28 protein-coding genes are annotated in these 24,876 nt (G+C 41.1%); 16 read left to right on the plus strand and 12 right to left on the minus strand.

The window, feature by feature from the left end:
- Positions 1 to 10: 10 nt before the first annotated feature.
- The 3 genes from AS005_RS00745 to AS005_RS00755 are packed head-to-tail and all read right to left on the minus strand — an operon-like array spanning position 11 to position 2,683.
- Positions 11 to 397: a hypothetical protein gene (locus AS005_RS00745; protein ID WP_101509794.1), complete on the minus strand. Its 387-nt coding sequence runs from the start codon at positions 395 to 397 to the stop codon at positions 11 to 13.
- A 2-nt stretch (positions 398 to 399) separates the two neighbouring features.
- Complete coding sequence (locus tag AS005_RS00750) at positions 400 to 2,196, minus strand: type II secretion system protein (RefSeq protein ID WP_101509795.1); 1,797 nt, start codon at positions 2,194 to 2,196, stop codon at positions 400 to 402.
- A 10-nt stretch (positions 2,197 to 2,206) separates the two neighbouring features.
- The gene (locus tag AS005_RS00755) at positions 2,207 to 2,683 is read right to left on the minus strand and encodes a type II secretion system protein J (RefSeq protein ID WP_101509796.1); all 477 of its coding nucleotides are present in this window, start codon (positions 2,681 to 2,683) and stop codon (positions 2,207 to 2,209) included.
- Positions 2,684 to 2,767: 84 nt separating this feature from the next.
- On the opposite strand from AS005_RS00755, the gene AS005_RS00760 reads away from it, so the two are divergent.
- Both AS005_RS00760 and mtnN read left to right on the plus strand, forming a co-directional pair.
- On the plus strand, positions 2,768 to 3,259 hold the full coding sequence (locus AS005_RS00760) for a ferritin (RefSeq protein ID WP_101509797.1): 492 nt from the start codon (positions 2,768 to 2,770) through the stop codon (positions 3,257 to 3,259).
- A 39-nt stretch (positions 3,260 to 3,298) separates the two neighbouring features.
- Complete coding sequence (mtnN, locus tag AS005_RS00765; protein WP_101509798.1) at positions 3,299 to 3,952, plus strand: 5'-methylthioadenosine/S-adenosylhomocysteine nucleosidase; 654 nt, start codon at positions 3,299 to 3,301, stop codon at positions 3,950 to 3,952.
- On the opposite strand, the gene AS005_RS00770 is transcribed toward mtnN, so the two are convergent.
- On the minus strand, positions 3,949 to 4,833 hold the full coding sequence (locus AS005_RS00770) for a bifunctional enoyl-CoA hydratase/phosphate acetyltransferase (protein ID WP_101509799.1): 885 nt from the start codon (positions 4,831 to 4,833) through the stop codon (positions 3,949 to 3,951). The two genes, mtnN and AS005_RS00770, sit on opposite strands and share 4 nt — an antisense overlap.
- A gap of 12 nt (positions 4,834 to 4,845) precedes the next feature.
- Positions 4,846 to 6,081 (minus strand): PLP-dependent aminotransferase family protein, encoded by a 1,236-nt coding sequence (locus AS005_RS00775; protein WP_199203785.1) that lies wholly within the window; start codon positions 6,079 to 6,081, stop codon positions 4,846 to 4,848.
- Between the two features lie 161 nt (positions 6,082 to 6,242).
- Between AS005_RS00775 and AS005_RS08795 the strand changes: the two genes are divergently transcribed.
- The 11 genes from AS005_RS08795 (at position 6,243) to AS005_RS00825 (ending at position 14,766) form a co-directional block, all read left to right on the plus strand.
- Positions 6,243 to 6,428, plus strand: a complete 186-nt coding sequence (locus AS005_RS08795) for a hypothetical protein (RefSeq protein ID WP_158241058.1) — start codon at positions 6,243 to 6,245, stop codon at positions 6,426 to 6,428.
- On the plus strand, positions 6,425 to 6,613 hold the full coding sequence (locus tag AS005_RS00780) for a hypothetical protein (protein ID WP_101509800.1): 189 nt from the start codon (positions 6,425 to 6,427) through the stop codon (positions 6,611 to 6,613). The genes AS005_RS08795 and AS005_RS00780 overlap by 4 nt, the downstream gene beginning before the upstream one ends.
- Positions 6,614 to 6,698: 85 nt before the next feature.
- Positions 6,699 to 7,811, plus strand: coding sequence for an ABC transporter substrate-binding protein (locus AS005_RS00785; protein ID WP_101509801.1), 1,113 nt, complete (start codon positions 6,699 to 6,701; stop codon positions 7,809 to 7,811).
- Between the two features lie 80 nt (positions 7,812 to 7,891).
- Positions 7,892 to 8,791 carry a branched-chain amino acid ABC transporter permease gene (locus AS005_RS00790; RefSeq protein ID WP_101509802.1) on the plus strand — a complete coding sequence of 300 codons (900 nt, stop codon included), beginning with the start codon at positions 7,892 to 7,894 and terminating at the stop codon, positions 8,789 to 8,791.
- Positions 8,792 to 8,796: 5 nt separating this feature from the next.
- The gene (locus AS005_RS00795) at positions 8,797 to 9,867 is read left to right on the plus strand and encodes a branched-chain amino acid ABC transporter permease (RefSeq protein ID WP_199203786.1); all 1,071 of its coding nucleotides are present in this window, start codon (positions 8,797 to 8,799) and stop codon (positions 9,865 to 9,867) included.
- Entirely contained in the window at positions 9,864 to 10,718 is an 855-nt protein-coding gene (locus AS005_RS00800; RefSeq protein ID WP_101509804.1) for an ABC transporter ATP-binding protein, read from the plus strand. Before AS005_RS00795 ends, AS005_RS00800 begins: the two co-directional genes overlap by 4 nt.
- On the plus strand, positions 10,711 to 11,430 hold the full coding sequence (locus tag AS005_RS00805) for an ABC transporter ATP-binding protein (protein WP_101509805.1): 720 nt from the start codon (positions 10,711 to 10,713) through the stop codon (positions 11,428 to 11,430). Before AS005_RS00800 ends, AS005_RS00805 begins: the two co-directional genes overlap by 8 nt.
- 12 nt (positions 11,431 to 11,442) lie before the next feature.
- On the plus strand, positions 11,443 to 12,090 hold the full coding sequence (locus tag AS005_RS00810) for a CBS and ACT domain-containing protein (protein ID WP_101509806.1): 648 nt from the start codon (positions 11,443 to 11,445) through the stop codon (positions 12,088 to 12,090).
- Between the two features lie 76 nt (positions 12,091 to 12,166).
- Positions 12,167 to 12,817, plus strand: coding sequence for a cytochrome c biogenesis CcdA family protein (locus AS005_RS00815; RefSeq protein WP_101510405.1), 651 nt, complete (start codon positions 12,167 to 12,169; stop codon positions 12,815 to 12,817).
- Between the two features lie 14 nt (positions 12,818 to 12,831).
- On the plus strand, positions 12,832 to 13,494 hold the full coding sequence (locus AS005_RS00820) for a thioredoxin fold domain-containing protein (protein WP_101509807.1): 663 nt from the start codon (positions 12,832 to 12,834) through the stop codon (positions 13,492 to 13,494).
- A gap of 72 nt (positions 13,495 to 13,566) precedes the next feature.
- Positions 13,567 to 14,766, plus strand: coding sequence for an NADP-dependent isocitrate dehydrogenase (locus AS005_RS00825; RefSeq protein WP_101509808.1), 1,200 nt, complete (start codon positions 13,567 to 13,569; stop codon positions 14,764 to 14,766).
- 21 nt (positions 14,767 to 14,787) lie between these two features.
- Here the strand turns inward: AS005_RS00825 and AS005_RS00830 are convergent, their stop codons facing one another.
- Genes AS005_RS00830 through AS005_RS00850 form a run of 5 tightly spaced genes read right to left on the minus strand, consistent with a single transcriptional unit; the run spans position 14,788 to position 20,157 of the window.
- Complete coding sequence (locus AS005_RS00830) at positions 14,788 to 15,795, minus strand: ABC transporter permease (protein WP_101509809.1); 1,008 nt, start codon at positions 15,793 to 15,795, stop codon at positions 14,788 to 14,790.
- A 45-nt stretch (positions 15,796 to 15,840) separates the two neighbouring features.
- Positions 15,841 to 17,346, minus strand: coding sequence for an ABC transporter substrate-binding protein (locus tag AS005_RS00835; protein ID WP_199203787.1), 1,506 nt, complete (start codon positions 17,344 to 17,346; stop codon positions 15,841 to 15,843).
- A gap of 15 nt (positions 17,347 to 17,361) precedes the next feature.
- Positions 17,362 to 18,339 carry an ABC transporter ATP-binding protein gene (locus AS005_RS00840; RefSeq protein ID WP_101509811.1) on the minus strand — a complete coding sequence of 326 codons (978 nt, stop codon included), beginning with the start codon at positions 18,337 to 18,339 and terminating at the stop codon, positions 17,362 to 17,364.
- Complete coding sequence (locus tag AS005_RS00845) at positions 18,326 to 19,297, minus strand: ABC transporter ATP-binding protein (RefSeq protein ID WP_101509812.1); 972 nt, start codon at positions 19,295 to 19,297, stop codon at positions 18,326 to 18,328. The genes AS005_RS00840 and AS005_RS00845 overlap by 14 nt, the downstream gene beginning before the upstream one ends.
- Positions 19,294 to 20,157 (minus strand): ABC transporter permease, encoded by an 864-nt coding sequence (locus tag AS005_RS00850; protein WP_199203788.1) that lies wholly within the window; start codon positions 20,155 to 20,157, stop codon positions 19,294 to 19,296. The genes AS005_RS00845 and AS005_RS00850 overlap by 4 nt, the downstream gene beginning before the upstream one ends.
- A gap of 187 nt (positions 20,158 to 20,344) precedes the next feature.
- Between AS005_RS00850 and wecB the strand changes: the two genes are divergently transcribed.
- Positions 20,345 to 21,403, plus strand: a complete 1,059-nt coding sequence (gene wecB / locus AS005_RS00855; RefSeq protein WP_101509814.1) for a non-hydrolyzing UDP-N-acetylglucosamine 2-epimerase — start codon at positions 20,345 to 20,347, stop codon at positions 21,401 to 21,403.
- A gap of 38 nt (positions 21,404 to 21,441) precedes the next feature.
- On the opposite strand, the gene pgl is transcribed toward wecB, so the two are convergent.
- Positions 21,442 to 22,107, minus strand: coding sequence for a 6-phosphogluconolactonase (gene pgl / locus AS005_RS00860; RefSeq protein ID WP_101509815.1), 666 nt, complete (start codon positions 22,105 to 22,107; stop codon positions 21,442 to 21,444).
- Entirely contained in the window at positions 22,092 to 23,591 is a 1,500-nt protein-coding gene (gene zwf, locus AS005_RS00865) for a glucose-6-phosphate dehydrogenase (RefSeq protein ID WP_101510406.1), read from the minus strand. The genes pgl and zwf overlap by 16 nt, the downstream gene beginning before the upstream one ends.
- Before the next feature lie 95 nt (positions 23,592 to 23,686).
- On the opposite strand from zwf, the gene AS005_RS00870 reads away from it, so the two are divergent.
- Together AS005_RS00870 and AS005_RS00875 are read left to right on the plus strand one after the other, a co-directional pair.
- Complete coding sequence (locus tag AS005_RS00870) at positions 23,687 to 24,073, plus strand: PspC domain-containing protein (RefSeq protein ID WP_199203789.1); 387 nt, start codon at positions 23,687 to 23,689, stop codon at positions 24,071 to 24,073.
- Positions 24,070 to 24,861, plus strand: a complete 792-nt coding sequence (locus AS005_RS00875) for a DUF5668 domain-containing protein (RefSeq protein ID WP_101509817.1) — start codon at positions 24,070 to 24,072, stop codon at positions 24,859 to 24,861. The genes AS005_RS00870 and AS005_RS00875 overlap by 4 nt, the downstream gene beginning before the upstream one ends.
- The last annotated feature ends 15 nt before the right edge of the window (positions 24,862 to 24,876 follow it).

Here is a 24,876-nt window from a genome sequence, read left to right on the forward strand (position 1 = left end):
TTTGAAATTTTTAGATACCGATTATCACTGTTCTCTCAACCACTGTGTTTTCGTCCACTCTTATCTTTAGAATAACCTTTTTGTAAGTAACTTTCCCGTTTTTAATAGATACAGTTTCTTCCTGAACAGAATCCAGGCGGGGATAATTTCTCCCATTCCACTCTTTTCCCCAAAAGGCTGCATTAATATCTTGATAAATATCTTGAGGTATTTCGTTACCCACTCGAAACTCTGAGAGATAATCGTACGCAAAATTCAAAAGAAAAAAGGTCTTTGTTGCCTTCTCAGAAAGGGAAACATTTTTTGCTACTGTCAAAGCAGTTGTCATGATAATCATGGCAATTACCGTTGCCATGATCAAACTCACGAGTGTCTCCACAACCAGACTTCCCCTCATTTTCAATACACCTCTCTCAGCAATAAAACTAAGCTTTCCTCTTCTGTCGCGGGAGTTCCCGCTGCTGCTATCCCTTTTAAAACTCTCCAATCATAAACGTAATTTTTCCGATAACCTGTTAAAATTTGAGGTTTTTCTTTTTCCCAATAGAAGGTTCCAATAGGTCCCCTGACGTTTTGCATGAGGGACCCAAAAATGGTGAGCTCTCCTTTGGGTTTAATTGTGTCATAACCTTCTACATAAAAACTTCCATCGAAGGCGTATATACTAGCGAAGATCTTCATGTTTTTTCTCTTCTTTTTCACAACAACGTTTTCCATCGCGACGAGATTGAGAAAGTCATCAGATTTGTGATTCTTCAAAAGTTCGGCGTACTCTTCAGTTTCCACGTTTCCGTTTTTGTCCAAAGGTCTTATAACCGTCTCATCGGCTATTTTTTCTTCGGAAGAACTGTTTATACCTTGAGACGCAGCTATGGTTTCTAAAACCTCTCTGAAATCGTTGTATATGATGTGATCCATCACATAAATGTTTTTCGCAACGATCGTGTATTTTCCTTCGACGAACATGGGTTTTCCCGAATTACTCATGTTCTTTATGTAAACATCGGTATCCGTTTTGAGAACGCCGTTGAAATGTATATCGTAAGTTCCTTTATCCAAACCCAAAATTTCTCGAGCTTTTTGTCCAGTTACAACAAGATGATATTGATCACTGTTCGGTTTGGGTTTGATATGAAACAATTCTCTGAGATTGCCTTCTTCAGAACTAACAAACTCCCAGTTTTGTCCATCGGAACTTCTATAGGTTTTGTAAATCTCTTTGTATTTAACTTTTATGAGGTAATCGTTATCACTCTGCCCCCTGGGAGTGTTGAATTCTATCACATAAACTGGTTCAAAATATTTTCTGTAATACCACCAAAAATACTGCCATTCGTCAACCAACTCTCTTATTGTTGGCAGCTCTATACCCACATCTGAAGGGTAAACCACTGCTTCACTTGCGGGTTTCACTATCTCCCGAATTTTGGTTAAATAGTAGTTTTTTATTCTTTCCATGTTGTATTTCTCTATGTCTTCTTGTGTCAAATATTTAGGTGGAGGATTCTCATACCTGGGACCATTCCCTTCTTCTACGTCTATATCTTTGAATTCAACGCTTCCTTTGAAGAGAGGTTCCCCACTGACGTGTATCACATCGTTAGACCTGAAAGGACCATCGATGACGTCCTGCGTGATGAAGTGGATCTCCTCCCCGTTCCTTGTCTCTTTTTCGGTGAAATACACGTACTTGTTCAAGAAGTTCGAGGAGAGAAGAGCGTACTTATAGACAACAGCTCTTCCAACTTGAGACCTTGCAACGAGGAGTGTGTAGTAAGAATTTTGAAAGGGTAGAGCAATAACTTCCGTTTTTGAGAGTTCGTACTTCGACATTTCCTCTGAAAATCCTTCTTCCAAAGCAAGATCGTAATATTTATCTTCTTCCACCAATTCAAACATTTTCTTCCAAGCATCACCATCTGTCTGGGAAAAGACTCTCTTTTTGAAATCCTCGAGCCACTGGACTTTCCCGTTTTTCCAATCAACATCGATTCCTAGAATACCTTCGAAATGGACTTTTAAAAAGGATATACCCAAATTCAGAGCATTTGAAGCTCTGTAAGCTGCTTCGAGTCTTTGAGAAGTGTATTCTGCGTTCTTTTTATACTGCTGAAAATAAATGACCATCACCGTTGAAAAAACAGCTACTATCAACAACACAACGAGAGTCGTGATGAGTATGGAACCTTTCCTCATGGAAATCACCTCACTTTACGTTTGGCAGCGAAACGGAGACATAGAAAACTCTTTCGATATTGTTCTTTTTCTTCCCTATGAAAAACGAAACGGTACTAGAAGTCTGCGAGTAGAATGTACATGTGGAAATGTCAGTAGCGATCACTTTCTTCTCGTTTTCCTTCCAAATTTCTATTTTCGAATCCCTATAGATAATCGAGTATTTGTATTCTTTGGGGTAGTAGTTTTCATCTCCAAAAGGAACGTTTACAAAAAATTCAACTTTGTCTGGGTAGACGTTTATCTTTTCCACTCTCGGCCCCGCTTTTATGATCTCTTTTCTCAGTTCCATAGCAGTTTTCAGAAGATCATCTGAAAGTTCTACAACCGTTATGGATTGGGCGGTGGTGATCATAGCTCTTCCTAGAAGACCAATTGTAAAGAGAATCACTGTCAAAAGAATCGTCATCGTTATCAACATCTCCGTTATGGTGAATCCACTCTTCACAATTCCACCTCCAGTTTAATCATTAACAAAAAAATGTGGCAAAAGTGTGGCAAGTGATAGAATCTATTAAGAGGAGGTGAAAAAATGGTTATCTCGGAAAGGATCAGAAAAGCTCTCAACAATCAATTGAACAAGGAGATTTACTCATCTTATCTTTATCTTTCCATGGCAACCTACTTCGACGCGGAAGGTTTCAAAGGATTCGCTCACTGGATGAAAAAGCAGGCTCAGGAAGAGCTCAATCATGCTATGAAATTTTACAGTTACATTTATGACAGGGGAGGCAGAGTGGAACTTGAAACCATAGAAAAACCTCCATCAAAATGGGAAGGTGTAGAAGAAGCTTTTAAAGCTGCTTTGGAACACGAAGAATTTGTTACAAGGTCTATTTACGACATTTTAGAACTTGCCATGGAAGAGAAAGATCACGCTACCGTGAGTTTTCTCAAATGGTTTGTCGATGAACAAGTTGAGGAAGAAGAACAGGTAAGAGAGATTCTGGATCTCCTGAAAAAAGCAAGTGGCCATATTTCTTTGATATTCCAGCTCGACAGATATCTTGGACAGAGAGAATGAGGGGCAAAAAGCCCCTCATTCTTGTTCGGAGGTGAAAATGTGATACTGGTATTGGGTGTATTCAAAATAGAAGTAGAACCTATGCTGGAAGAGATGGAAGTACTCGAGAAGGGAAGAATCTTGAAAAGATATTACCAAAGGGGAATTGTCGGTAGAAATGAGGTGGTTGTGAGCTACGGCTTCATTGGAAAGGTAGAAGCGGCTCTCGTCACGCAAGCTTTTTTAGACAAATTCAGCATAGACGCTGTTTTTCTGACAGGAAATGCAGGGGGGTTAGAGGGCACAAAAGTGGGAGATGTGGTGATAGGTGATGCTTACGTGGAGTACGACTTTGAAACAGCTCTTGGTGATAAAGGTATCGAGATTTTAGGGAATGAGGAGCTAGAAGACAAAATTATTGCCTATTCGAACAGAGAGATTAAAACAGGTTTGATAGCTAGCGGTGATTCTTTTGTGACTACTGATGAAAGAGCAAAAGAGATAATGGAAAAAACAGGCGCGCTCTGTGTAGACATGGATTCTGCCGCTGTTGCAAAAGTGTGCCATGAAAACGAAAAAAAGTTCCTCGCGATAAAAACGATTGTAGATGTGTGTGGTAAAAACACCGAGGAAGAGTTCAAGAAGAATTATGAAAAATACGGCTTTCTTTCAAATCTTCTTCTCCTCGACGTTTTGAAGAAATGTGTGTTCTAAGCAAACAAAGAAGAAAGAACGATCGAATAGTATTTGGTCTCCTCCGAATCTGCTCTTGAAGTAAGAACAACCGGAACTCTTCCACCGAGAATAGTAGATGCCGATCTGGCTTTCGCTAAGAACACAAGAGCTTTATAAAAAATGTTGGCAGCTTCTATATTCGGAAGAATCAATATGTCCGCTGTTCCCGCCACGGGACTTTCTATTCCTTTCTTCTGCGCCGCTTCTTTCGATACTACATTGTCCAAAGCGAAAGGACCATCGACAATACAGCCCTTTATCTGTCCCCTTTGGTTCATTTTCGAAAGAACGGCCGCTTCCATAGTGATAGGCATTTTAGGATTCACCACTTCTATGGCCCCTACGATTGCTACTTTCGGGGTCTCTATTCCCAAAACCCTTGCTACACGAACACAGTGATCTATCATATCGATCTTTTGTTCAAGAGTTGGATTTATAACCATTCCAGGATCGGAAACAATGAGCGGTCTTCCAAAATCCGGGACTTCCATTACACTCACCATGGAAATGGTTTTCCCCGTTCGAAGACCGTATTCCTCTTTCAAATAAATCTTCATAAGATCACCCGTTTTTATCTTACCCTTCATCAGAAAATCACACTCACCCTCGGAAACAGCCTCCACAGCGAATTTTCCAGCGGTTTCTACTTTGCAGTCTACGATGTTCGGATCGATCCATTCGGGAGTGAATTCTCTTACGATTTTCAAAATCTCTTCTTTTGGGCCAAAAAGAACGGGATCACAGACGTTTTCTTTCCATGCTTTGAAAACAGACTGGATCACATTCTCGTCGTTTGCTACCGCAACCGCGAGTCTTTTATTCCTCCCCCGTGCCTTTTCAACCAACCTTTCCAAAAACATGCTACCATCCCCTCAGAAAATCTTCTTTGTTCTACCGTACTCAAGAACCACTTCCCTCAGTCTCTTCACACCTTCAACGATCTTTTCGTCGGGTGGGAGGCAGAAAGAGAGTCTCATAGAGGGACTGGGTTCATCGTACACTTTGAAAACTCTTCCAGGAACGTAGAAGATCTTCTTCTTTTTTGCATATTCGAACATCTCCCAGGTATCGAATCCTTCGGGAAGAGACAACCAAACGAAAAGCCCTCCTTCAGACTTAACCCATTTTGCTCCAGGAATGTCGGAGAAATTCTCTTCGAGGGCTTTGAGCATTACTTTCCTTTTCCTTCTGTAAATCTCTATAGTGGGTTTCAAATGTTCAAAAAGATCATATCTCTCAAGGTAACGAGCTGCAAGACGATGAGTGATCGCTGGACTACACAGATCAGCCGACTGTTTCGCTTGAACGATTCTTTTGATGAATTCTTTATCCCCCACCACCATACCAATTCTGAGACCAGGTGCGAGAACTTTACTGAAAGTGTTCAGCATAACTACCCTTTCTGGACCACCAATTTTGAAAATGGGATCGATCGTTTCTCCTTCGTATCTGAGGGCACCGTAAGGATCGTCCTCTATGATAAAAAGATCGTACCTCTCCGCGATTTCAACGAGCGCTTTCCTTTTTTCTAAAGAGGTTGTAACACCAGCAGGATTATGGAAATTAGAAACAACATATATGAATTTAACTCGCTTGATCTTGCCTCTCCTGTCCAACTCAGAGAGTTTCTTCTCTAAAACATCGATATTCATACCATCGTCCTCAAGGGGTACAACTATGAAATGTGCAAGGTATTGTTTAAAGGCGTTGATCGCTCCGAGATACGCTGGATCATCCAACACACAGTAACTTTCATCATCTAGGAAAATCTTCCCTATGAGATCTAATGCTTGTTGTGAACCAACGGTGAAAACTATGTTGTCCTCATCCAATCCTGTAATTCCGTACATTCTCTCCAAGAGTTTCAGAATTTGATGTTTCAACAACGGATCTCCTTCTGTTGTAGAGTATTGAAGTGTATAATGATACTCCTTTTCTATGATTTCCTTTGCGATCTCTGCGAGTTCTTTTCTTGGGAAAGTTTCGGGATCCGGTACCCCCCCACCAAAAGAAATTGCCTCTTCATCTGACGCAAACTTCAAAATCTCTCTAATGATGGAGGATTTCATGTTCCTACCTATCTTGGAAATCTTATTCTCTAGATTCACACGGAAACACCCCCTGTTTTTGGCTCGTCATCGGAATTATACTATAATTCATTCAAAATACAGAATACTCGGTCGATGTTTCAAAATTTTTGCTCTTTGGACCTGTTCTCTATTCTTCTCCCTCTGCTTCAGTAATCTTCTTGGGACTCTGCAAATAGGTTTTGACGACAGTTATGATTGTTGAGGGAACATTCATTTTCTACACTGCCGTAAGAGTTTTTCTAGAGGTGAAAAGATCTCGAAAAACATACGAAGAACAACTAAAAAATTTTGAAGAAATCCCAGTGAAAAAAAGAAAAAACAACGCATTTTTGGACATTCATACAATAGAAGGGACCCTCAGATGACTCTTTATGAATCGGTAAGGTTAGGAGACCTTTACTATTTCAAAATCCTCACAGAGAAATTCGTTGAGGAAAAATATGCAAAAAAGAGAATAAATCTTCCAAGGAAGGAGTTGATGAGAGTTTTCCACAAAGCTCTTAGAGAAATGAATAACAAGAAATTTAAGCAAGAGAAAAGTTTGAATTAAGATTCAAAAGGATTTCTTGACTTAGACGAAGCAAAGCAATAGAATACTTTAAAAAGACCATATTCTATGAGGGGAGGGAAAGAGCATGAAAAAGGTCATTTCGATGTTCCTGATTGTTTTGGTGGTTGCAAGTCTTTTCTCTGCCGTCAAAATCGGGGTTATTCTTCCTATGACAGGAGGTATTTCTGCGTTTGGAAGAATGGTTTGGGAAGGAATCCAGATAGCTCATGAAGAAAAGCCGAGTGTCCTTGGTGAAAAAATTGAACTGGTTCTCCTCGACACAAGAAGCGAAAAGACGGAAGCTGCAAACGCAGCCGCGAGAGCTATAGACAAAGAAAAAGTGCTCGCAATAATTGGAGAAGTCGCAAGTGCACATTCTCTCGCTATAGCGCCACTCGCTGAGGAGAACAAAGTGCCCATGATTTCACCTGCCTCCACAAATCCGCTTGTAACACAAGGAAGAAAATTTGTTTCTAGAGTCTGTTTCATCGATCCGTTCCAAGGAGCTGCAATGGCCGTCTTTGCATACAAGAATCTTGGCGTCAAAAGAGTCGTAGTGTTTACCGATGTCGAACAAGACTATAGTGTTGGTCTTACGAACTTCTTCATAAACAAATTCACCGCTCTCGGTGGGCAAGTGAAAAGAGTATACTTCAAGAGTGGAGATCAAGATTTCTCAGCTCAACTTTCTGTTGCAATGGCTTTCAATCCAGATGCCATTTATGTAACAGGTTACTATCCTGAGATAGCCTTGATCGCAAGGCAAGCAAGGCAACTTGGCTTTACTGGATACATACTTGCTGGTGATGGAGCGGATGCTCCAGAACTTATAGAAATCGGAGGAGAAGCTGTAGAAGGTCTTCTCTTCACTACTCATTATCATCCAAAAGCGGCGAGCAATCCTGTTGCTCAGAAATTCGTCGAGGTTTACAGAGAAAAATATGGCAAAGATCCTGCTGCTCTCAATGCGCTTGGATACGACGCTTACATGGTCCTCCTCGATGCAATAGAAAGAGCAGGGAGCTTTGATACGGAGAAAATAGCAGAGGAAATCAGGAAAACTAGAAATTTCGAAGGTGCAACCGGTATCATCAATATTGATGAGAATGGGAACGCTATCAAATCCGTCGTTGTGAATGTTGTAAAAAATGGAGCGTTCGATTTCGAAGCCGTTATAAACCCATCTGATATTGAGTGAACTAAGGATTTGAACTTATATTAGGCGAGGCCCCGGTCTGGGGCTTCGCTTCGTTTAGTTGAAGAAGGGAAGGTGAAAAGGTGGTATTCTTTCTTCAAAATCTTTTCAACGGGATAATGCTCGGTGGATTGTATGCATTGATCGCTATTGGATACACCATGGTCTACGGTATCTTGAGACTAATAAATTTTGCTCACGGTGACGTAATGATGATGGGAGTGTATTTCGCTTTTTATGCGGCTACCCTTCTTTCGTTGAGTCCGTTTTTTTCCGCGATAGTAGCGATTCTCGGAGCAGCGTTGCTTGGCTTCTTAATTGATAGAATCGCGTACAAGCCTTTGAGAAACGCCCCCAGAATTTCTGCTTTGATAACTGCAATCGGTGTTTCTTTCTTCCTGGAAAGTCTCGCTGTGGTGATTTTCGGTGCCATACCGAAATCCTTCCTCAACGTTTTCAGAGACAGAACAATATTGAACAAGGTGTTGATTGTTGCTGGTGCTCGAATTCCTCTCCTCACCTTCCTTGTAATTTTTATCACCGCAGCCATATTGGTGATTTTGTTTTTCATCGTCTATAAAACGAAGATAGGAATGGCTATGAGGGCGATTTCGATGGACATTCCAACAACAGCGCTCATGGGTGTGAATGTGGATGCGGTTATCGGTTTCACCTTTGCACTCGGGTCAGCACTCGCAGCTGCGAGCGGAATCATGTGGGCGATGAGATTTCCTAATGTGCATCCTTACATGGGTTTCATGCCAGGACTCAAAGCCTTCATAGCGGCAGTTTTCGGTGGAATAGGTTCAATTCCTGGTGCTGTGCTCGGGGGTGTTTTACTTGGATTGATCGAAATTTTCCTTGCTGCATACTTTCCTTCTTTCATGGGATACAGAGACGCTTTTGCCTTCATTGTACTCATAATAATACTCCTCGTCAAACCTTCTGGACTTCTCGGTAAAAAAATCACGGAGAAGGTGTGATAAAGATGGAGAAGAGATTGTCAAAACGCGCAAGTCTCACTCTCACGATAATTTTCATCCTTTTCATGGTAATCCTTCTCTATCTTGCCAATGAATATATGGACAGTTACAAGCTCAGAGTGGTAAGACTCATTGCAATATATGGAATCATGGCGGTGAGTTTGAACCTAATCAATGGAATCACGGGAATTTTCTCTCTTGGTCACGCGGGATTCATTTTGATAGGTGCATACACTGCCTCTCTGCTTACCCTTTCACCGGAACAAAAATCTATGTCTTTTATAATAGAACCTATTGTACCATGGCTTGCAAACGTGCACACTGATTTTCTGACGGCTACGATCACAGGAGGAGTTGTGGCAGCCATTTTTGCATTCTTGATAGGATGGCCAGTGTTGAGACTTTCAGGAGATTATTTGGCAATAGCGTCTCTTGGATTCGCAGAAGTAATAAGAATTGTGGCATTGAACGCCATAAGTATCACCAACGGGCCTTTAGGCTTAAAAGGCATACCGGAATACTCGAATATCTGGTGGTGTTATGGATGGTTGTTTGTCACCGTTTTGTTCGTTGCGAGTCTCGTAAACAGCAGCTATGGTAGGGCTTTGAAAGCTATAAGGGAAGATAGGATTGCCGCTGAGATGATGGGGATAAACGTCTTCAAACATCAGCTCCTTTCCTTTGTCATCGGAGCATTTTTTGCGGGAGTTTCGGGATCACTGTATGCTCATTGGCTTACCACAATAGATCCTAGAATAACAACACTTGGACCTATGCTCACTTTCTACGTTCTCATCATGATCGTTCTTGGAGGGCTGGGAAGCATTTCGGGATCACTTATAGGAGCTGCACTCTTTGCGATACTCTTTGAATGGCTAAGAGATTTGGAAGAACCTTTTACATTCTTCGGGATCCACGTCCCAGGTATAAAGGGAATGAGAATTTTGGTGATATCTGCTATATTCATTCTTGTTATGATCTTTTGGCAAAGGGGAATAATGGGAAGAGAAGAATTGACATGGAACAACCTCTATAAATGGATTTTCGCCCGCCGCAAAGGTGGTGATAAAGAATGACGATAACTGACCTTTCGAAGAGACCGCTTCTCGTATTGGATCACGTAACAATGCAGTTTGGAGGACTCGTGGCAGTCGATGACTTCACAAACGAGATAAGAGAAGGGGAACTCGTTGGTCTCATAGGTCCGAACGGAGCAGGAAAGACCACAGTCTTCAACGTGATAACGGGAATTTACAGTCCCACGAAAGGAAGAATAATCTTCGATGGAATAGACATAACCGGTTTGAAACCATATCAAATAACACATCTTGGAATAGCCAGAACCTTTCAAAATATTAGATTGTTCTCTGATATGACAGTTTTAGAAAATGTACTTGTAGCTCAACACCATGTTCTCTCAAACCCTGATGCGGACAGAATACTCATGAAGCATGAAAAGCCGAGAAAAGGAGAAGGCAGATTCTGGTTTTGGAAAGCGGTCATCAAGATAGGATACATGAAGAAAGAAAAAGAGATGTTAGAGAGAGCAAAAGATCTCTTGAAGAGGGTAGGGTTGGAAAAAGTAATGTTTGAAAAGGCTTCTTCTCTTCCGTACGGAGATCAAAGAAAATTGGAAATAGCCAGGGCCCTTGCCACAAATCCAAAATTGATTCTCTTGGATGAACCCGCTGCAGGTATGAACCCGAGAGAAACGGAAGATTTGATGGAGTTCATAAAACAAATTAGAAAGGATTTCAACCTGACGGTGTTTCTGATAGAACACGATATGAAAGTAGTAATGGGTATCTGTGAGCGAATCATTGTGATGGACTATGGTAGGATCATATCGGAAGGAACACCCAAAGACGTTCAAAATGATCCCAAGGTGATAGAGGCTTACCTTGGAAGGGAGTGGGAGAGTGTCTGACCTCGTTCTCGAGGTAAAATCTTTGCACGTTTATTACGGAGCGATTCACGCTCTGAAGGGAATAAATTTGGAAGTCCCAAAGGGAAAGATAGTCACACTCATCGGTGCAAACGGTGCGGGAAAAACTACCACACTTTCTTCTATAGCAGGATTAGTTCGATCGCAGAGGGGAAAGATTTTCTTCAATGGTCAAGATATTACAAATAAACCACCGCACGTGATAAACAAGCTCGGGATAGCTCTCGTTCCGGAAGGTAGAAGAATCTTTCCTGGGCTCACCGTTTATGAAAATTTGATGATGGGGGCATACACCAGAAAAGACAAAGAAGGAATAAAAAGAGATCTAGAATGGATATTTTCACTTTTTCCAAGGTTGAAAGAAAGACTGAAACAACTTGGAGGAACTCTTTCAGGCGGAGAACAACAGATGCTCGCCATAGGAAGGGCTTTGATGAGCAGGCCTCGTCTTCTCATGATGGACGAACCATCACTTGGTCTTGCTCCTATATTGGTTTCAGAAGTTTTTGAAGTGATCCAGAAGATAAATCAAGAGGGAACCACCATTCTCCTTGTGGAACAAAATGCCCTCGGTGCTCTTAAAATAGCTCACTATGGATATGTGCTTGAGACGGGAAAGATTGTTCTTGAAGGAGAAGCGAAAGATCTTTTGAATAATGAAATGGTTAAAAGAGCATATTTGGGAGTTGCATAAGGGGGGAATTGTATGTTGGTCAAAGACTTTATGACGAAAAATCCTATCACTATCGCACCCGAAACATCCTTTTCCGAAGCACTTAAACTCATGAAACAGAACAAGATAAAACGTCTCATCGTTATGAAAGATGAAAAAATAGTAGGGATAGTGACCGAAAAAGATCTTCTCTATGCTTCTCCATCCAAAGCCACCACTCTCAACGTGTGGGAACTCCATTATCTTCTGTCCAAGCTGAAAATAGAAGAAATCATGACAAAGAACGTGATTACGGTAAACGAGAACACCCCCGTTGAAGACGCTGCAAGAATCATGGAGGAGAACGATATAAGTGGACTCCCAGTTCTTAACGATATGGGACATCTCGTGGGAATAATCACTCAAACCGATATATTCAAAGTCTTTGTAGAAATATTCGGTACAAAGAGAGAAGGAACGATCAGGTACACCATGGAAATGCCCGACAAACCAGGAGAGCTTCTCGAAGTTACAAAGAGAATTTACGAAGCGGGCGGAAATATTATTTCAATTGCCACTCTCTTCGAAGAAGGTAAGGATTCTTATCTTGCAACACTCAGAGTTGAAAACATCGATCACGAAAAATTCGTAAATTCGTTAGAGGAAACAGGTGCAAAGCTTCTTTATTTCCACACAAACTGAAGGTTTTCCTTCTAAAGAGGGGGGAAGTTGTGATATAATTATTTTAGACTTTTTTGGTCGAAAAAGGAGGAAACCCATGAGTTTTGCCGTTGTAAAAGTGAGTTATTTGATGGCTTTGGGATACGGTCTGCTTGCTTTTTTTAGTCCTTGCGTATTACCACTGATTCCCGCCTTTCTGGGAGTTTTATTTGCCACAAAGGGCGATTTGATGAAGATCTTAGGATTTTTTGTTGGTATTTCTGCGCTTTTTTCCTTAATGGGGGTTGTTTTTGGAATTTTCGGGAATTTTGTACCCTCCTACGTACTGACTTGGATCTCTGGGACGGCTCTCTTGACATTCGGATTACTTTATCTATTCGATGTCGAAATTGTGAAAATGAAAAGGGGTCCCAACGTTTGGAAATTCAAAGGCGGAGGATTCATAAATGGATTTCTTCTCGGGGGAAGTGTAGGACTAGTTTGGATTCCATGTTCTAGTCCCATTTTAGGAAGCATTCTTGCAATCGTAGCGAGTGGTAGAGAACCATTGAAGGGAGGAATTCTTCTTTTCTTGTACTCTCTCGGAATATCGATACCGTTCATTCTGACCGGGGGAGTTGTGAGAAAGCTTCTCAATCAAATGAGTTTCAAGAAACCAAAGTGGATGAAATTCTTGAAAATCGTCGGTTCATTCTCTCTCATATTGGTAGGTATACTTGTCTTGACCGGCAAATTCATTACGTATTGACAGGAGGAGGAATTATGAGAAAAATCTTAATTTTTAGTTTGGTTCTTCTGAGTGTCCTATCTTCGGCTATCAGTCTCGATGAAGCTTACAAACTGGCAAATATAACGCACAGAAAGTTGGTAATCATGTTCTCGAGCCCAACTTGTTACTATTGTAATCTCTTCAAAAAAGAGGTATATCCCAAAGAAGACTTTCAAAAAATTTTGATACCGAATTTTGTTTTCGTTGAACTGTATGCTACAAACGAGAAATCGATCGTATTTGCAAAAGAAGTTTTGGGAGAAGATTCTGTCACATACAGAGAGCTTTTTCAGGGATTTGGTGTGAGAGGAACTCCCACGTTCTTTTTCTTCGATGGAAAGAAAGGGCTCGGTTATCTTCCTGGATACGTGGAAAAGGATCTTTTCATAAAGATACTGAAATATGTAGCCCAGGAGTTACAAGAAGATTTCGAAACATATATAAAGAAAGAGGATCCGTTCAAAGGTGTTCCGATGATAATCGAAATATCAAGATCCGACGCAGATTTCGTTCTAGAGAAAGACGAAAACGCATTGAGGATAGAGAAGGTTCCCGAAGAAGTTGAACTTGACAAAATATACATAACAGAAGATCCACAGGTAGCAGACGAATTGAAAAATAAAGGTGCAATAAGGGTTCTGTTGATTGTAGATTAAAATCCTCCTAACGACTTTGTACATCTGGTATCATTTGTACTAGAAAATGTCGCCGAAAAGGAGGTAAACAGTGTGGAAAAAATCAAAGTTAAAAACCCGATCGTCGAACTCGATGGAGACGAAATGGCTCGTGTTATGTGGAAAATGATTAAGGAACAGCTCATTTTTCCCTATCTCGATATTCCTCTTGTCTATTTCGATCTGGGGATAAAAAAGAGAGATGAAACAGACGATCAGATAACAATCGAAGCAGCAGAAGCTATAAAGGAATATCGTGTAGGCGTGAAATGTGCCACAATTACCCCAGATGCTGAAAGAGTAAAAGAATACAATCTTAAAAAAGCATGGAAGAGTCCCAACGCCACGATCAGAGCATACCTTGATGGAACTGTCTTCAGAAAACCTATTATGGTTAAGAACGTCCCTCCTCTTGTAAAAAGATGGAAAAAACCCATAATCATTGGCAGGCATGCCTATGGTGATATTTACAACGCAGTTGAAGCGAAAGTAGAAGGTCCCGCTGAAGTCGAACTTGTGGTGAAAAACACGGAAAACAAAGTCCTTCTTGTTCACAAATTCGAAGGTAACGGTGTTGTGCTGGCGATGCACAATTTAGAAAAATCTATCAGAAGTTTTGCGCAATCTTGTATAAATTATGCTATTTCTGAGAAAGTAGATATTTGGTTCTCAACGAAAGATACTATTTCCAAAATTTACCATGCTTACTTCAAAGATATTTTCCAGGAAGAGGTGAACAAGCGAAGGGAAGATCTTGAAAAGGCAGGTGTGAGCTATAGATACATGCTCATCGATGATGCAGCCGCTCAAATTTTGAGAAGTGAAGGCGGTATGCTTTGGGCGTGTATGAACTATGAAGGAGATATCATGTCAGATATGATCGCTTCCGGCTTTGGAAGTTTGGGCCTCATGACCTCCGTTCTAGTGTCACCAGACGGTGTCTACGAATTCGAAGCAGCGCATGGCACGGTTAGGAGGCATTACTACAGGTATCTAAAAGGTGAGAAAACATCCACTAACCCAACGGCCTCCATATTTGCTTGGACAGGAGCGATAAGAAAGAGAGGAGAATTGGACGGTACCCCGAAGGTGTGTGAATTTGCTGAAAATCTCGAAAAGGCTGTCATAAACACGATAGAATCTGGCGTTATCACAAAAGATTTGCAACCTTTTACGGAACCTCCGATCGGCAAGTACGTAACTCTAGAGGAATTCATAGCAGAAGTGAAGAAAAATCTTGAGAAACGTCTTTAAGCGGGGAGGTTCCCCGCTCCTTTAATATCTAACTCTAGGATCTATGAGAGCGTTTATCACATCAACCAAGATGCTTATCACCACAACAATCAAAGCAAAGAACACGACCGTTCCTTGAATAGCTGGAAAATCCCTGTATCTGATCTTCATAACGAGATAGCTCCCCAATCCAGGCCAAGAAAAGGTGGTTTCGGTGAGGACAGCTCCACCCAGAAGCAGAGCAAATTGAAGCCCCATCATCGTAAAAATAGGTACTAAAGCATTCTTTAGAGCGTATCTGAAAAGAACTACTCTCTCTTTCAAACCTCGAGCACGTGCAGCTTTAACAAAGTCCTGCCCTAGAGTTAGAACGGTGTTATTTCTCACCATTCTAACAAACACACTCGATATAACTAAACCCAAAGTGAGACCAGGAAGAATCAAATGCTCGAGAATATCCTTCAAAGCTTTCCAATTGCCTGTGAAAAGAGAGTCTATCAAGAAAACACCGGTGATCACTTTCAAGTTAACAGTAGGAGATATTCTACCTCCCACAGGAAGCCATCTCAGAACTATTCCGAAAATATACTGCATCATCAAACCAAACCAAAATACGGGAACAGCGTACATCACCATTGAAAACATGCGAGCACCTATATCTATTCCACTGTCCCTTTTGTAAGCAGCAAAACTACCCCAAAAAATTCCCACAAGAACAGCTATCACGAAAGAAAAAAGTGTCAATTCCAACGTCGCTGGAAATCTTTCTTTTATCTCATCCCAAACGGGTCTTCCAGTCAAAGTGGATTTCCCCAAATCTCCCTTCAGAAGATCTCCGATGTAATCGAAAAACTGAACAATTATGGGTTTGTCCAAACCGAGTTCGTGTCGCTTTTGTTCTATCACCTCTTTGGGAGCTTTACCACCCAATATAGCGAGTACAGGATCTCCTGGTATGATCCTGAGTACCAAAAAAATAAGAGCGAGCAAGATGAAAATCATCGGTATCGCGAGCACGATTCGTGTTATCACATAATTCTTCAGCGACATCCTGGCACCTCCAAAAGCCGTCCCCCTTAAGGGGACGGCGGGAAATCATTCTTCCCAATAGAGAATGTAGTATCTAAAAATCTGCGTAGGTTCGAGCAGTATTCCCTTCACTTGTTTTTTAGCAGCACAGGTTGCAACACCCTGCCAAAGTGGAATGTACGGTACATCCTGGGCAAGAATCTCCTGAACTTTATAATAGATTTCTGCTCTCTTCTCTTGATCAGTGAGTTTTCTCGCCTCGATCATGAGTTTTTCCACCTCAGGATTCGCGTAAAAACTACCCAAAGATTTTGCCCCGCTTTCACTCAAAAATGGCCACACGTAATCATCTGGATCAAGATAGTCGGGATACCATCCCAATAAGAACAAACCCATCGTACCGTTTAAGAAATATTCAACATAGGTTGACCACTCAGCGTACTTCAAGTTCACTTTTATGACACCTGTCTCTTCGAAGGCTTCTTTCAATACTTGAGCAACATCTGCTTCCGTTGTTCCATAGTGCGTTGGCGTGTACCACAAATCGATAACGAGAGGGTTGTTTTCATCGTAACCTACTTCTTTGAGAAGCGACTTTGCTTTTTGCAAATCTCTTTCTGGGAACACCGATTTGTGACCCCACATACCTTCAGGTATCATGGAGTAGAGCGGTTTTGCAAGTCCTGCAAACACGTCTTCTACGATCACAGATCTGTTTACCGCATAAGCAAGGGCTTGTCGCACATTCGCGTTGTCAAAAGGTGGCTGGGTTACGTTTATTACCAAATATCTAATTTGTGGACTGTTTCCTTTGTAAACAACGATATCTTCACGCCCTTCAAGATCTATGATGTCCCTTGGGTCGAGATGCCTATAAGCGACATCTACTTCTCCCGTCTCAAGCGCCAATCTGAGCGTAGAAGCACTTTCATAGAAATTTATGACAATCCTTTTGGTTTTCGGTTTTTCTCCAAAATAGTTTGGATTCTCCTCTAAAACTATCCTTACGTCCCTGATCCATTCCTTGATCCTGTACGGCCCAGAAGCAGAAGGGATTCCTTCATAGAAAGAGTCCACGGGATAGACTTTGGGATTAACAGGATACGCAACGGTGTATCCAAGGACAGAAACGAAAGCAGAGAAAGGATATTTCAATGTAACACGGAACGTATAATCGTCGACCACCTCTGTTTTTTCGATTATGTCCGAAAGCAAGAAAGCGGGATCTCCGTTGAGCCTGATAACCCTATCAAAGGAGTACTTGAACACATGAGCATCGATGGGTGTTCCATCCTCAAACTTGGCGTCTTTCCTGAGGTAGAATGTGTAAACGGTACCTGTCTCGTTCACTTCCCATCTTTTTGCTAGAACAGGTTTCAAATTACTGGTGCCGATCTCGTAGTCGACAAGACCGACCATGACATTTTGGAGAATGTTCGAAGAGAAGTAATCGTAACAATTTGCTGGATCCAGAGTTCTGATTTTATCCGTAGTTCCCACTACGATGACGTCTCTAGCTGCAAAAGACAGAGTTACCGCCAAGATCAGAAACAACCATACAAACCTTTTCATACCCACTACCTCCCTTCAGTTATAAAGGTGACATGCCACCTTATGGTTCTTTTCTAAAGTCCGGAGTTGCGGTTCTTCTTTCTCGCAGATATCCACCTTAAAGGGACATCTGGGATGAAATCTGCAGCCCGATGGTACCTCTATTGGATTGGGCGTTTCCCCTTCAGGTATGAACTTCTTCTTTTTTGTGAGTGTAGGTTCGGGAACAGCTGAGATCAACGCTTGTGTGTAAGGATGTTTAGGATTCAAGTAAATATCTTCAAAATCACCAATTTCCACAATTTTTCCTAGATACATGACCGCTATTTCGTCACATATGTACTTCGTAGTTGCAAGATCGTGTGTGATGAACAACATTGTAAGATTGAACTCTTTTCGAAGCTCCTGAAGTAGCTTCAGGAGTTGGGATCTTACGGAGACATCAAGCATGGCAACGGCTTCATCTGCAACCACGAATTGAGGCTTCAAAATCAAAGCTCGAGCTATAACTACCCTTTGCCTCTGACCTCCAGAGAGCTCTTTTGGATATCTTCTATAGAAATCCTCAGCTGGTTCTAGATTAACTCTTCTCAACATTTCAAGAACCATTTCTCTTCTGGAGGGTTTATCTCCTATTTTGTGTATTTCAAGAGCGTGTTCTATCGCCTTTCCTACTCTCATATAAGGATTCAAAGAAGCCATTGGATCTTGGAAAATAATTTGCATATCCTTCCTCAGTTTTCTCAATGCCTCTTTCGAAAGGTTTGTTATGTCTTTTCCACCGAATATGACACTACCGGATGTTGGCTCCTCGAGCCTTAATATCACTCTCCCAGTTGTTGTTTTCCCAGAACCAGATTCTCCAACGAGTCCTAGACTTTTTCCTCTCTCGATTTGAAAACTTATCCCATCAACAGCTTTCACGAACTTTTTTGGCTTTCTCAACATCACATCTACGAGTCCTTGTTTTACGGGAAAATATTTTTTCAAGTTTCTCACTTCAATTAAGGTCATCGGGATCTCCTCCATAAAGCCAACATTTCACACGTGTACCGTCAACCACAAAATCAGGAGGAACCTTTTCCCAACAAATTTTCTTTGCTTTCTGACATCTTGGAGCAAATCTACACCCTTTTGGTGGTCTTGAAAGATCCGGTGGAGAGCCGGGTATGTACTTTAGATCTCTGTCAGTAATGTTTGTGTTCGGTATGGATTCTAAAAGTCCAACAGTGTAAGGATGAAGAGGCTCCATGAAAATTCTTTCCTTAGTTGCCAATTCTACCAAATGACCCGCATACATTACTCCCACTCTATCTGCCGCTTCCGCTACTAGTCCCATATCGTGCGTTATCAAAACCATGGCAGTGTTGTGTTCTTTCGAAAGTTTTTCTAAAAGATTCATTATCTGCGCTTGAACTATTACGTCCAAAGAAGTCGTGGGTTCATCCGCTATAAGCACATCGGGATTCAACACAATAGACAAGGCTATCATCACTCTCTGCCTCATTCCCCCACTGAACTGAAATGGATAGTCTTTCAGCCTGTTCTTATTTATACCGACATCCTCTAAGGCTTTTGCTGCAAGTTCTCGAGCTTCTTCTCTGCTGATATCAGATCGATGCGCGAGAATCATTTCTACGAAGTGATCTTCTACCTTTAGAATCGGGTTGAGGGAGGTCATAGGATCCTGGAAGATCATCGAAACTTTCGAACCTCTGATTTGACGCATTCTATCTTCTGAAAGCGAGAGAATATCTTTCCCGTCCACCTTTATGCTTCCTTCCACAATCGTCCCTTTTGGGAGAAGTCGCATGATGGAAAAGCCGAGGGTGGATTTTCCGCATCCAGATTCACCTACCAAACCAAGGGTTTCTCCCTTTTCCAAATAGAAAGATACATTTTCAACGGCTTTCACAAAACTATTTTCCGTTCTATACGTCACATTGACATCCTCAAGTTCCAATACTTTCATTTACTTCTCTCCCCAACATTTGGATTGATGATTTCACTCAATCCTTCGCTGAACATAGAAAATCCAAGAACGGCCGTTACGATGGCAAGGCCAGGGAAAAGAACTCCCCACCATGCTTTGCTCAATATGAATCTCTGACCGTTACTCAAGTCAAATCCCCAATCTGGGGTGGGAGGAGCTATTCCAAGTCCGAGAAAACTGAGCCCCGCCTCCGTCATGATTGCGTCTGCAAGATTCATGGATAGAACAACTACAACGGAAGGGAGCACGTTTGGAAGAACGTACTTCAGAAGTATCTCCCAATCTCTGGCTCCCAACGCCCTGGCAGCCTCCACGTAAAGTTCACTTTTCACACTTGCAACCTGATTCCTCACAACTTTGAAGTAAGTAGGAGCGTAAACAACCGCTATTGAAATCGCTATGTTCATTATCCCAGGCCCGAGAACAGCAGCAACTGCTATCGCAAGGATCAGGCCAGGGAAAGAATATACAGCGTCCATGATCAACGTCAGTACACGATCAAAAATTCCTCCAATGTAGCCGGAGAAAAGACCAAGGGGTATTCCAACAGCAGATGCTATGAGAACAGCAAAGAATGCTACCATCAAAGCAATTCTAGAGCCGTATATAACTCTGCTGAGGATATCTCGCCCAAGATTATCTGTTCCAAACACATATTTCTCTGAGGGTGGTTGCAAAGATCTACCCACTCGAACGGTGGGATCGTAAGGTGCCAAGACAGGAGCGAAAATCGCCAGAAAAATGTAGAACATCAGAATTATCATTCCAATAAAGGTGAGAATACCGGTTCGGCGTTTAAACAATTTGAACATCGGTTTGAAGACTTTTTCAGAAATCACACTGACCAACTCCGTGCATCTTTTTCCAATAATAATACCATACAAAAGCATAAGGTTCAAATTCCTAATCATCTCTGATCTGCATCTTAGGAAAAATTCCCAATTCTTTTGAAACATTATAGTGTGCTATGATAATTTTCAGTATCATTTCTTCAGTTTACGCATACCGTGTTAGAGAGGTGATTAAATGAAAGTTGTTTCGCTCGTAGGAGCTAGACCTCAAATCATAAAGGAAGCAATACTTCACAAAAAATTCAAAGAAAGAGGTATAGAAGAAATTTTGGTTCATTCTGGTCAACATTACGATTACAACATGTCTGACGTGTTTTTTGAGATTCTTGAAATAAGAAAACCCACATACAATCTCAACGTTGGATCTGGAACACATGGAGAAATGACTGGAAAGATCATGATAAGGTTTGAAAGAATTCTCACAATGGAAAAGCCTGATCTTGTTCTAGTTTATGGTGATACAAACACAACACTTGCCGGTGCCATCGTTGCCGCGAAATTGAAAATTCCCGTTGCTCATGTAGAGGCTGGTATCAGACAACACCCAAAGAGCATGCCAGAAGAAATAAACAGAGTTGTTACAGATCATGTTTCTCAACTTCTTTTCTGTCCCAGTCGTCTCGCTGTTGAAAATTTGAAAAAGGAAGGTATAGAATCCGGTGTTTATTTCGTGGGAGATGTGATGTACGATCTCTTTCTGAAAATGGAGAATATGTTCAAGTATGAAACGTTCAAAAAGTTGAATCTAGAAGAAAACGGATTCATTCTCGTTACTCTTCACAGAGATTTTAATGTGGATAATCCGAAGAAGCTGAAGAAAATCCTTCTTCAGTTGGAAAGGTTAACAAAAATTAAGAAAATCGTCTTTCCTATTCACCCCAGAACAAAGAAAAGAATAAAAGAGTTCGGATTTGAGAGATTTCTTGAAAGAATGGAGATAATAGATCCTGTGGATTATTTAAACTTGATGGGGCTTTTAAAGAAATGCTGGAGAGTTATCACGGACAGTGGCGGATTACAAAAAGAAGCTTATTATGCGGGAAAAAAGGCAATTGTTGTTATGCCGGACACAGGTTGGAGAGAACTAATCGAACTAGGATGGAACAGATTGGCCAACGAGGAAAATCTTTTCGAAGTGACGATAGATGATTATGAAGTTGAATATCCAACTGGTGTATACGGCGACGGAAACGCTTCCGAAAAGATTATTGATGTCATAGAAAAAAGTGTTTAGTTAGAGAATCTTGAAATCGACTGCAATGTGTCAAACAATCAACTGGCGTTGAGAAACCACACTGTTTTCAATTGACCTTTTACGAAACTTGCAGGAAACTTTTTGCCATTCAGTATATCTACCAGTCTTCTTCTTTTCTCTGATCCTCTTATGATGAAAAAGACGTACTGCGATGTGTTCAGTGGGGTGAAAGTCATGGTGATTCTGGGCACATTCGGATTCCCTTGCGCGGGCACAGGAACCACCCATTTATTTTTTCTACCCGTTTCCAAGTCAAAAATCGATGCGACATGTCCATCTGGTCCCATTCCCAGAATTGACATATCAAATCGAAATGTAATTCGTTTTATTTCTTCCTCGTACCTTTTGCACGCTTTTTCAATAGGGAGAGATGTTTCGACAAAGTGAATGTTACTTTTGGGAATGTCTATCCTTTTGAAGAACGATTCTTCTATGTTCCTAAAATTACTGTGTTCAGAGAGCAAAGGCACGTACCTTTCATCACTCAGAAAAAAGTGTATTTTTTCCCAAGGAAGATTCGATTCTCCGAGTTTTTCATAGACTGGTATGGGAGTATTCCCGCCTGCAAGAACCACGAATATTTTCTCTTTTTCTCTCAAAAGTTCTTTCATCTTCCCTACAATTTTTTCTGTGACGAAATCCACGAAATTCTCTTCGAGAATGTATATTACGGTTTTCGCCATTTTCTTCCATCCCTCTCTATCAATTCATCGGCTGCCTTTGGCCCCCATGTCCCTGCAGGATAAATGTGCGGAGAAAAACGCTCTGGATTATTTTCCCATGTTTTCAATACGGGGTCCAAAAGTTTCCAGGATACTTCCAAATCATCTTTTCTCATAAAGAGCGTCGGATCCCCCAATATCACATCAAGAAGTAGTCTTTCGTAGGCTTCTGGTAACTTTACTCCAAAAAAATCTTCGTATTTGAAGTTCATGCTGAGCAATTGTGAGTACATTCCAGGACAAGGTCTCTTCACTTGAAATTCTAAAGCTATGCTCTCATCGGGTTGAATGGTAAACACGATTGCATTCGGTTCTATTTCTTCTGAAGGAACTTCGGGAAAGATAGAATGCGGGATTTTTTTGAAGATCACAGCCACTTCTGTTACTTTTTTGGGAAGCCTTTTTCCAGCCCTCAAGTAGAAAGGAACACCACTCCATCTCCAGTTGTCTATGAAAAGTTTCATAGCTACAAATGTTTCCACTGTGGAATCCTTTGCCACTCCTGATTCTTCTCTGTAAGCGGGTACAAATTTACCATTTACCGTTCCTCTTCCGTATTGTCCCCTAACTATCCACTCTTCGAGTTTTTCTAACGGAAATGGTCTTATCGATTTGAAAAGTTTCACACGTTCGTTTCGGAAACTTTCCCCATCAAAAGAGGCAGGAGGCTCCATGGCTACCAACGCCAGAATTTGAAGCATATGATTTTGAAAAATGTCCCTCAGAAGACCTGTGTTTTCAAAGTAACCTGCTCTGTGTTCCACTCCGATATCTTCCGCTATGGTGATCTGAACGTGATCTATAAATTTGTTGTTCCAAACCTCTTCAAATATGAAATTTGCAAATCTAAACACCAATATGTTTTGAACGGTTTCTTTCCCGAGATAATGGTCTATTCTGAATATTTGATGCTCTTTGAACGTTCTCTGTAGTGTTTCCTCGAGTTTTGTAGCGGAGTCCATGTCCTTCCCAAAAGGTTTTTCTACAACGATACGCGCCCATTCATGATTTAAACCAACTTTTGAAATGTTTTCCAAAATGGGAATGTAAAGATCCGGCGGAACTGCAAGATAATAAATGACACTTTCCGCGTTCGTTTTTTTCTTCAATTCCATAACTTTTCTTTTCAGCGTTTTAAAACTGGTAAGATCAGAATAGTCTACTCTTGTGTAATGGCAGCGTTTGGAAAATTCTGGTTGAACCTCAAACCTTTCCCTGAAATTTTCCTCACTCATTTGAGTTCTGGCAGATCCGAGCAGGAAGAATTCATCGGGGAAAATTTCGGCTTCGAAGAGTCGATGCAGTGCAGGAACTAGTTTTCTCTTAGTCAAATCTCCAGAAGCTCCAAATATCACTATTCCAAATGGTCTCCTCACCTTTGGAAAACACTTCAATGTTCCTAAAGAATCCTTAGGACACTTTTTCAACCCTAAATTACACTTCACAACACCACCTTCTTTCATTTAGAGATTTTACCACAGAAATAAGTTAAAACTTAGTAAAATCGTGTTAGAATTGATCTGAGAAAGGGGGAATTGTTGTGAAACAACTCAAACGTTCCAAAAAGAACAGGATTATAGCGGGAGTTTGTGGAGGAATTGCTGAGTACTTCGATGTTGATCCTACCCTGGTAAGGCTTATTTGGGTTCTTCTTACCCTCGCTTGGGGGGCAGGAATCCTATTGTACATAATCGCTTGGATAATCATGCCAGAAGAAGAGAGCGATGAAGAACAGAGAAGGGAAACGGTGTTCCAAAACATGGAGGGTTTAAAAGTGCTCCTTGGGGGACTTCTCATTCTGTTGGGATTGATCTTGTTTGTTTCAGCTTTTTTTCCCATTCTATTCAGCATTTCGTGGAAGATTCTACTGGCGATTTCTCTGATAATTTTTGGGGCTCTTCTTCTCTGGAGGAGGAATGAAAAATGAGGATGATCTTCGGAATTTTTCTCATCCTGGTCGGTATCTTGTTTCTTTTGTCAGTGTTCTCAGATATAGCTGGTTTTTCCCTCTTCTTAAGGATAGTTCACAATTTCCAGCTTTTCTGGCCACTCATATTGATAGTGATAGGGGTATACATCATCTATCTTGGGGTAAAAAAGAGATGGATATACTTTTTGAGCGTTGGTGTGTTTGTTGCCTTTCTTTTGTTTCTTCTAGTTTGGCCAAACGAAGATGTGTCTTACAAAGAACAGATGACTTTCAATGGAATAGGATCTATTTCTTTCGAAGGAGGAATAATGAAAGTGTACATTCTCGAAGGGGAAAATTTCAAAGTTCATACCTCCGAAGGAATAGAGGTTAAAAAAAGCGGGTCGAAGCTCTTGATAAAAGACTCAACCTGGCGAAAATTCGCCTCGAAGCTTGTAAAATTAGAGTTACCTCCTGATATATATGAAATATCTTTTGAAAATGGAGCTTTTACAGTGAACGGTGAATTGAATGAGAACCGCTTTTCTAGGATTCTAGTCAGAGATTGTGTCTTGAACATGAATTTCGAGTTTCTGAAAATGGACGTTCCACTCTATTTCAAAGCGGAAGATTGTGTTTTGGAATCGTCTTTAGAAGTGCCTGAAGGGACTTCCTACTTTGTGGAAAAGGGTGATGGCATTCTTTCAAAAACAGTAAGGGGAAAACTCCTCGAATCAAGTTTGGATCCAAAAATTCTCTTCGATTTCAGAGAAGGTGTTTTTCGAGTTCATCTCGAAGGGAGGTAACAGTCTGAAAGCATC

Origin of the sequence: Thermotoga sp. KOL6, assembly GCF_002866025.1 — a bacterium.
In the GTDB taxonomy this organism is placed as follows: domain Bacteria; phylum Thermotogota; class Thermotogae; order Thermotogales; family Thermotogaceae; genus Thermotoga.

What these genes read in the sequence shown, in the direction of transcription:
- pgl (WP_101509815.1), bottom strand. Translation starts at nt 22,107, where the DNA reads ATGGCGAAAACCGTAATATACATTCTCGAAGAGAATTTCGTGGATTTC.
- AS005_RS00750 (WP_101509795.1), bottom strand. Translation starts at nt 2,196, where the DNA reads ATGAGGAAAGGTTCCATACTCATCACGACTCTCGTTGTGTTGTTGATA.
- AS005_RS00835 (WP_199203787.1), bottom strand. Translation starts at nt 17,346, where the DNA reads ATGAAAAGGTTTGTATGGTTGTTTCTGATCTTGGCGGTAACTCTGTCT.
- AS005_RS00770 (WP_101509799.1), bottom strand. Translation starts at nt 4,833, where the DNA reads ATGTTTTTGGAAAGGTTGGTTGAAAAGGCACGGGGGAGGAATAAAAGA.
- AS005_RS00795 (WP_199203786.1), top strand. Translation starts at nt 8,797, where the DNA reads ATGGAGAAGAGATTGTCAAAACGCGCAAGTCTCACTCTCACGATAATT.
- AS005_RS00760 (WP_101509797.1), top strand. Translation starts at nt 2,768, where the DNA reads ATGGTTATCTCGGAAAGGATCAGAAAAGCTCTCAACAATCAATTGAAC.
- AS005_RS00845 (WP_101509812.1), bottom strand. Translation starts at nt 19,297, where the DNA reads ATGAAAGTATTGGAACTTGAGGATGTCAATGTGACGTATAGAACGGAA.
- AS005_RS00875 (WP_101509817.1), top strand. Translation starts at nt 24,070, where the DNA reads ATGAGGATGATCTTCGGAATTTTTCTCATCCTGGTCGGTATCTTGTTT.
- AS005_RS00820 (WP_101509807.1), top strand. Translation starts at nt 12,832, where the DNA reads ATGAGAAAAATCTTAATTTTTAGTTTGGTTCTTCTGAGTGTCCTATCT.
- AS005_RS00840 (WP_101509811.1), bottom strand. Translation starts at nt 18,339, where the DNA reads ATGACCTTAATTGAAGTGAGAAACTTGAAAAAATATTTTCCCGTAAAA.
- AS005_RS00780 (WP_101509800.1), top strand. Translation starts at nt 6,425, where the DNA reads ATGACTCTTTATGAATCGGTAAGGTTAGGAGACCTTTACTATTTCAAA.
- AS005_RS00810 (WP_101509806.1), top strand. Translation starts at nt 11,443, where the DNA reads ATGTTGGTCAAAGACTTTATGACGAAAAATCCTATCACTATCGCACCC.
- AS005_RS00800 (WP_101509804.1), top strand. Translation starts at nt 9,864, where the DNA reads ATGACGATAACTGACCTTTCGAAGAGACCGCTTCTCGTATTGGATCAC.
- AS005_RS00785 (WP_101509801.1), top strand. Translation starts at nt 6,699, where the DNA reads ATGAAAAAGGTCATTTCGATGTTCCTGATTGTTTTGGTGGTTGCAAGT.
- wecB (WP_101509814.1), top strand. Translation starts at nt 20,345, where the DNA reads ATGAAAGTTGTTTCGCTCGTAGGAGCTAGACCTCAAATCATAAAGGAA.
- AS005_RS00815 (WP_101510405.1), top strand. Translation starts at nt 12,167, where the DNA reads ATGAGTTTTGCCGTTGTAAAAGTGAGTTATTTGATGGCTTTGGGATAC.
- AS005_RS00745 (WP_101509794.1), bottom strand. Translation starts at nt 397, where the DNA reads ATGAGGGGAAGTCTGGTTGTGGAGACACTCGTGAGTTTGATCATGGCA.
- AS005_RS00830 (WP_101509809.1), bottom strand. Translation starts at nt 15,795, where the DNA reads ATGTCGCTGAAGAATTATGTGATAACACGAATCGTGCTCGCGATACCG.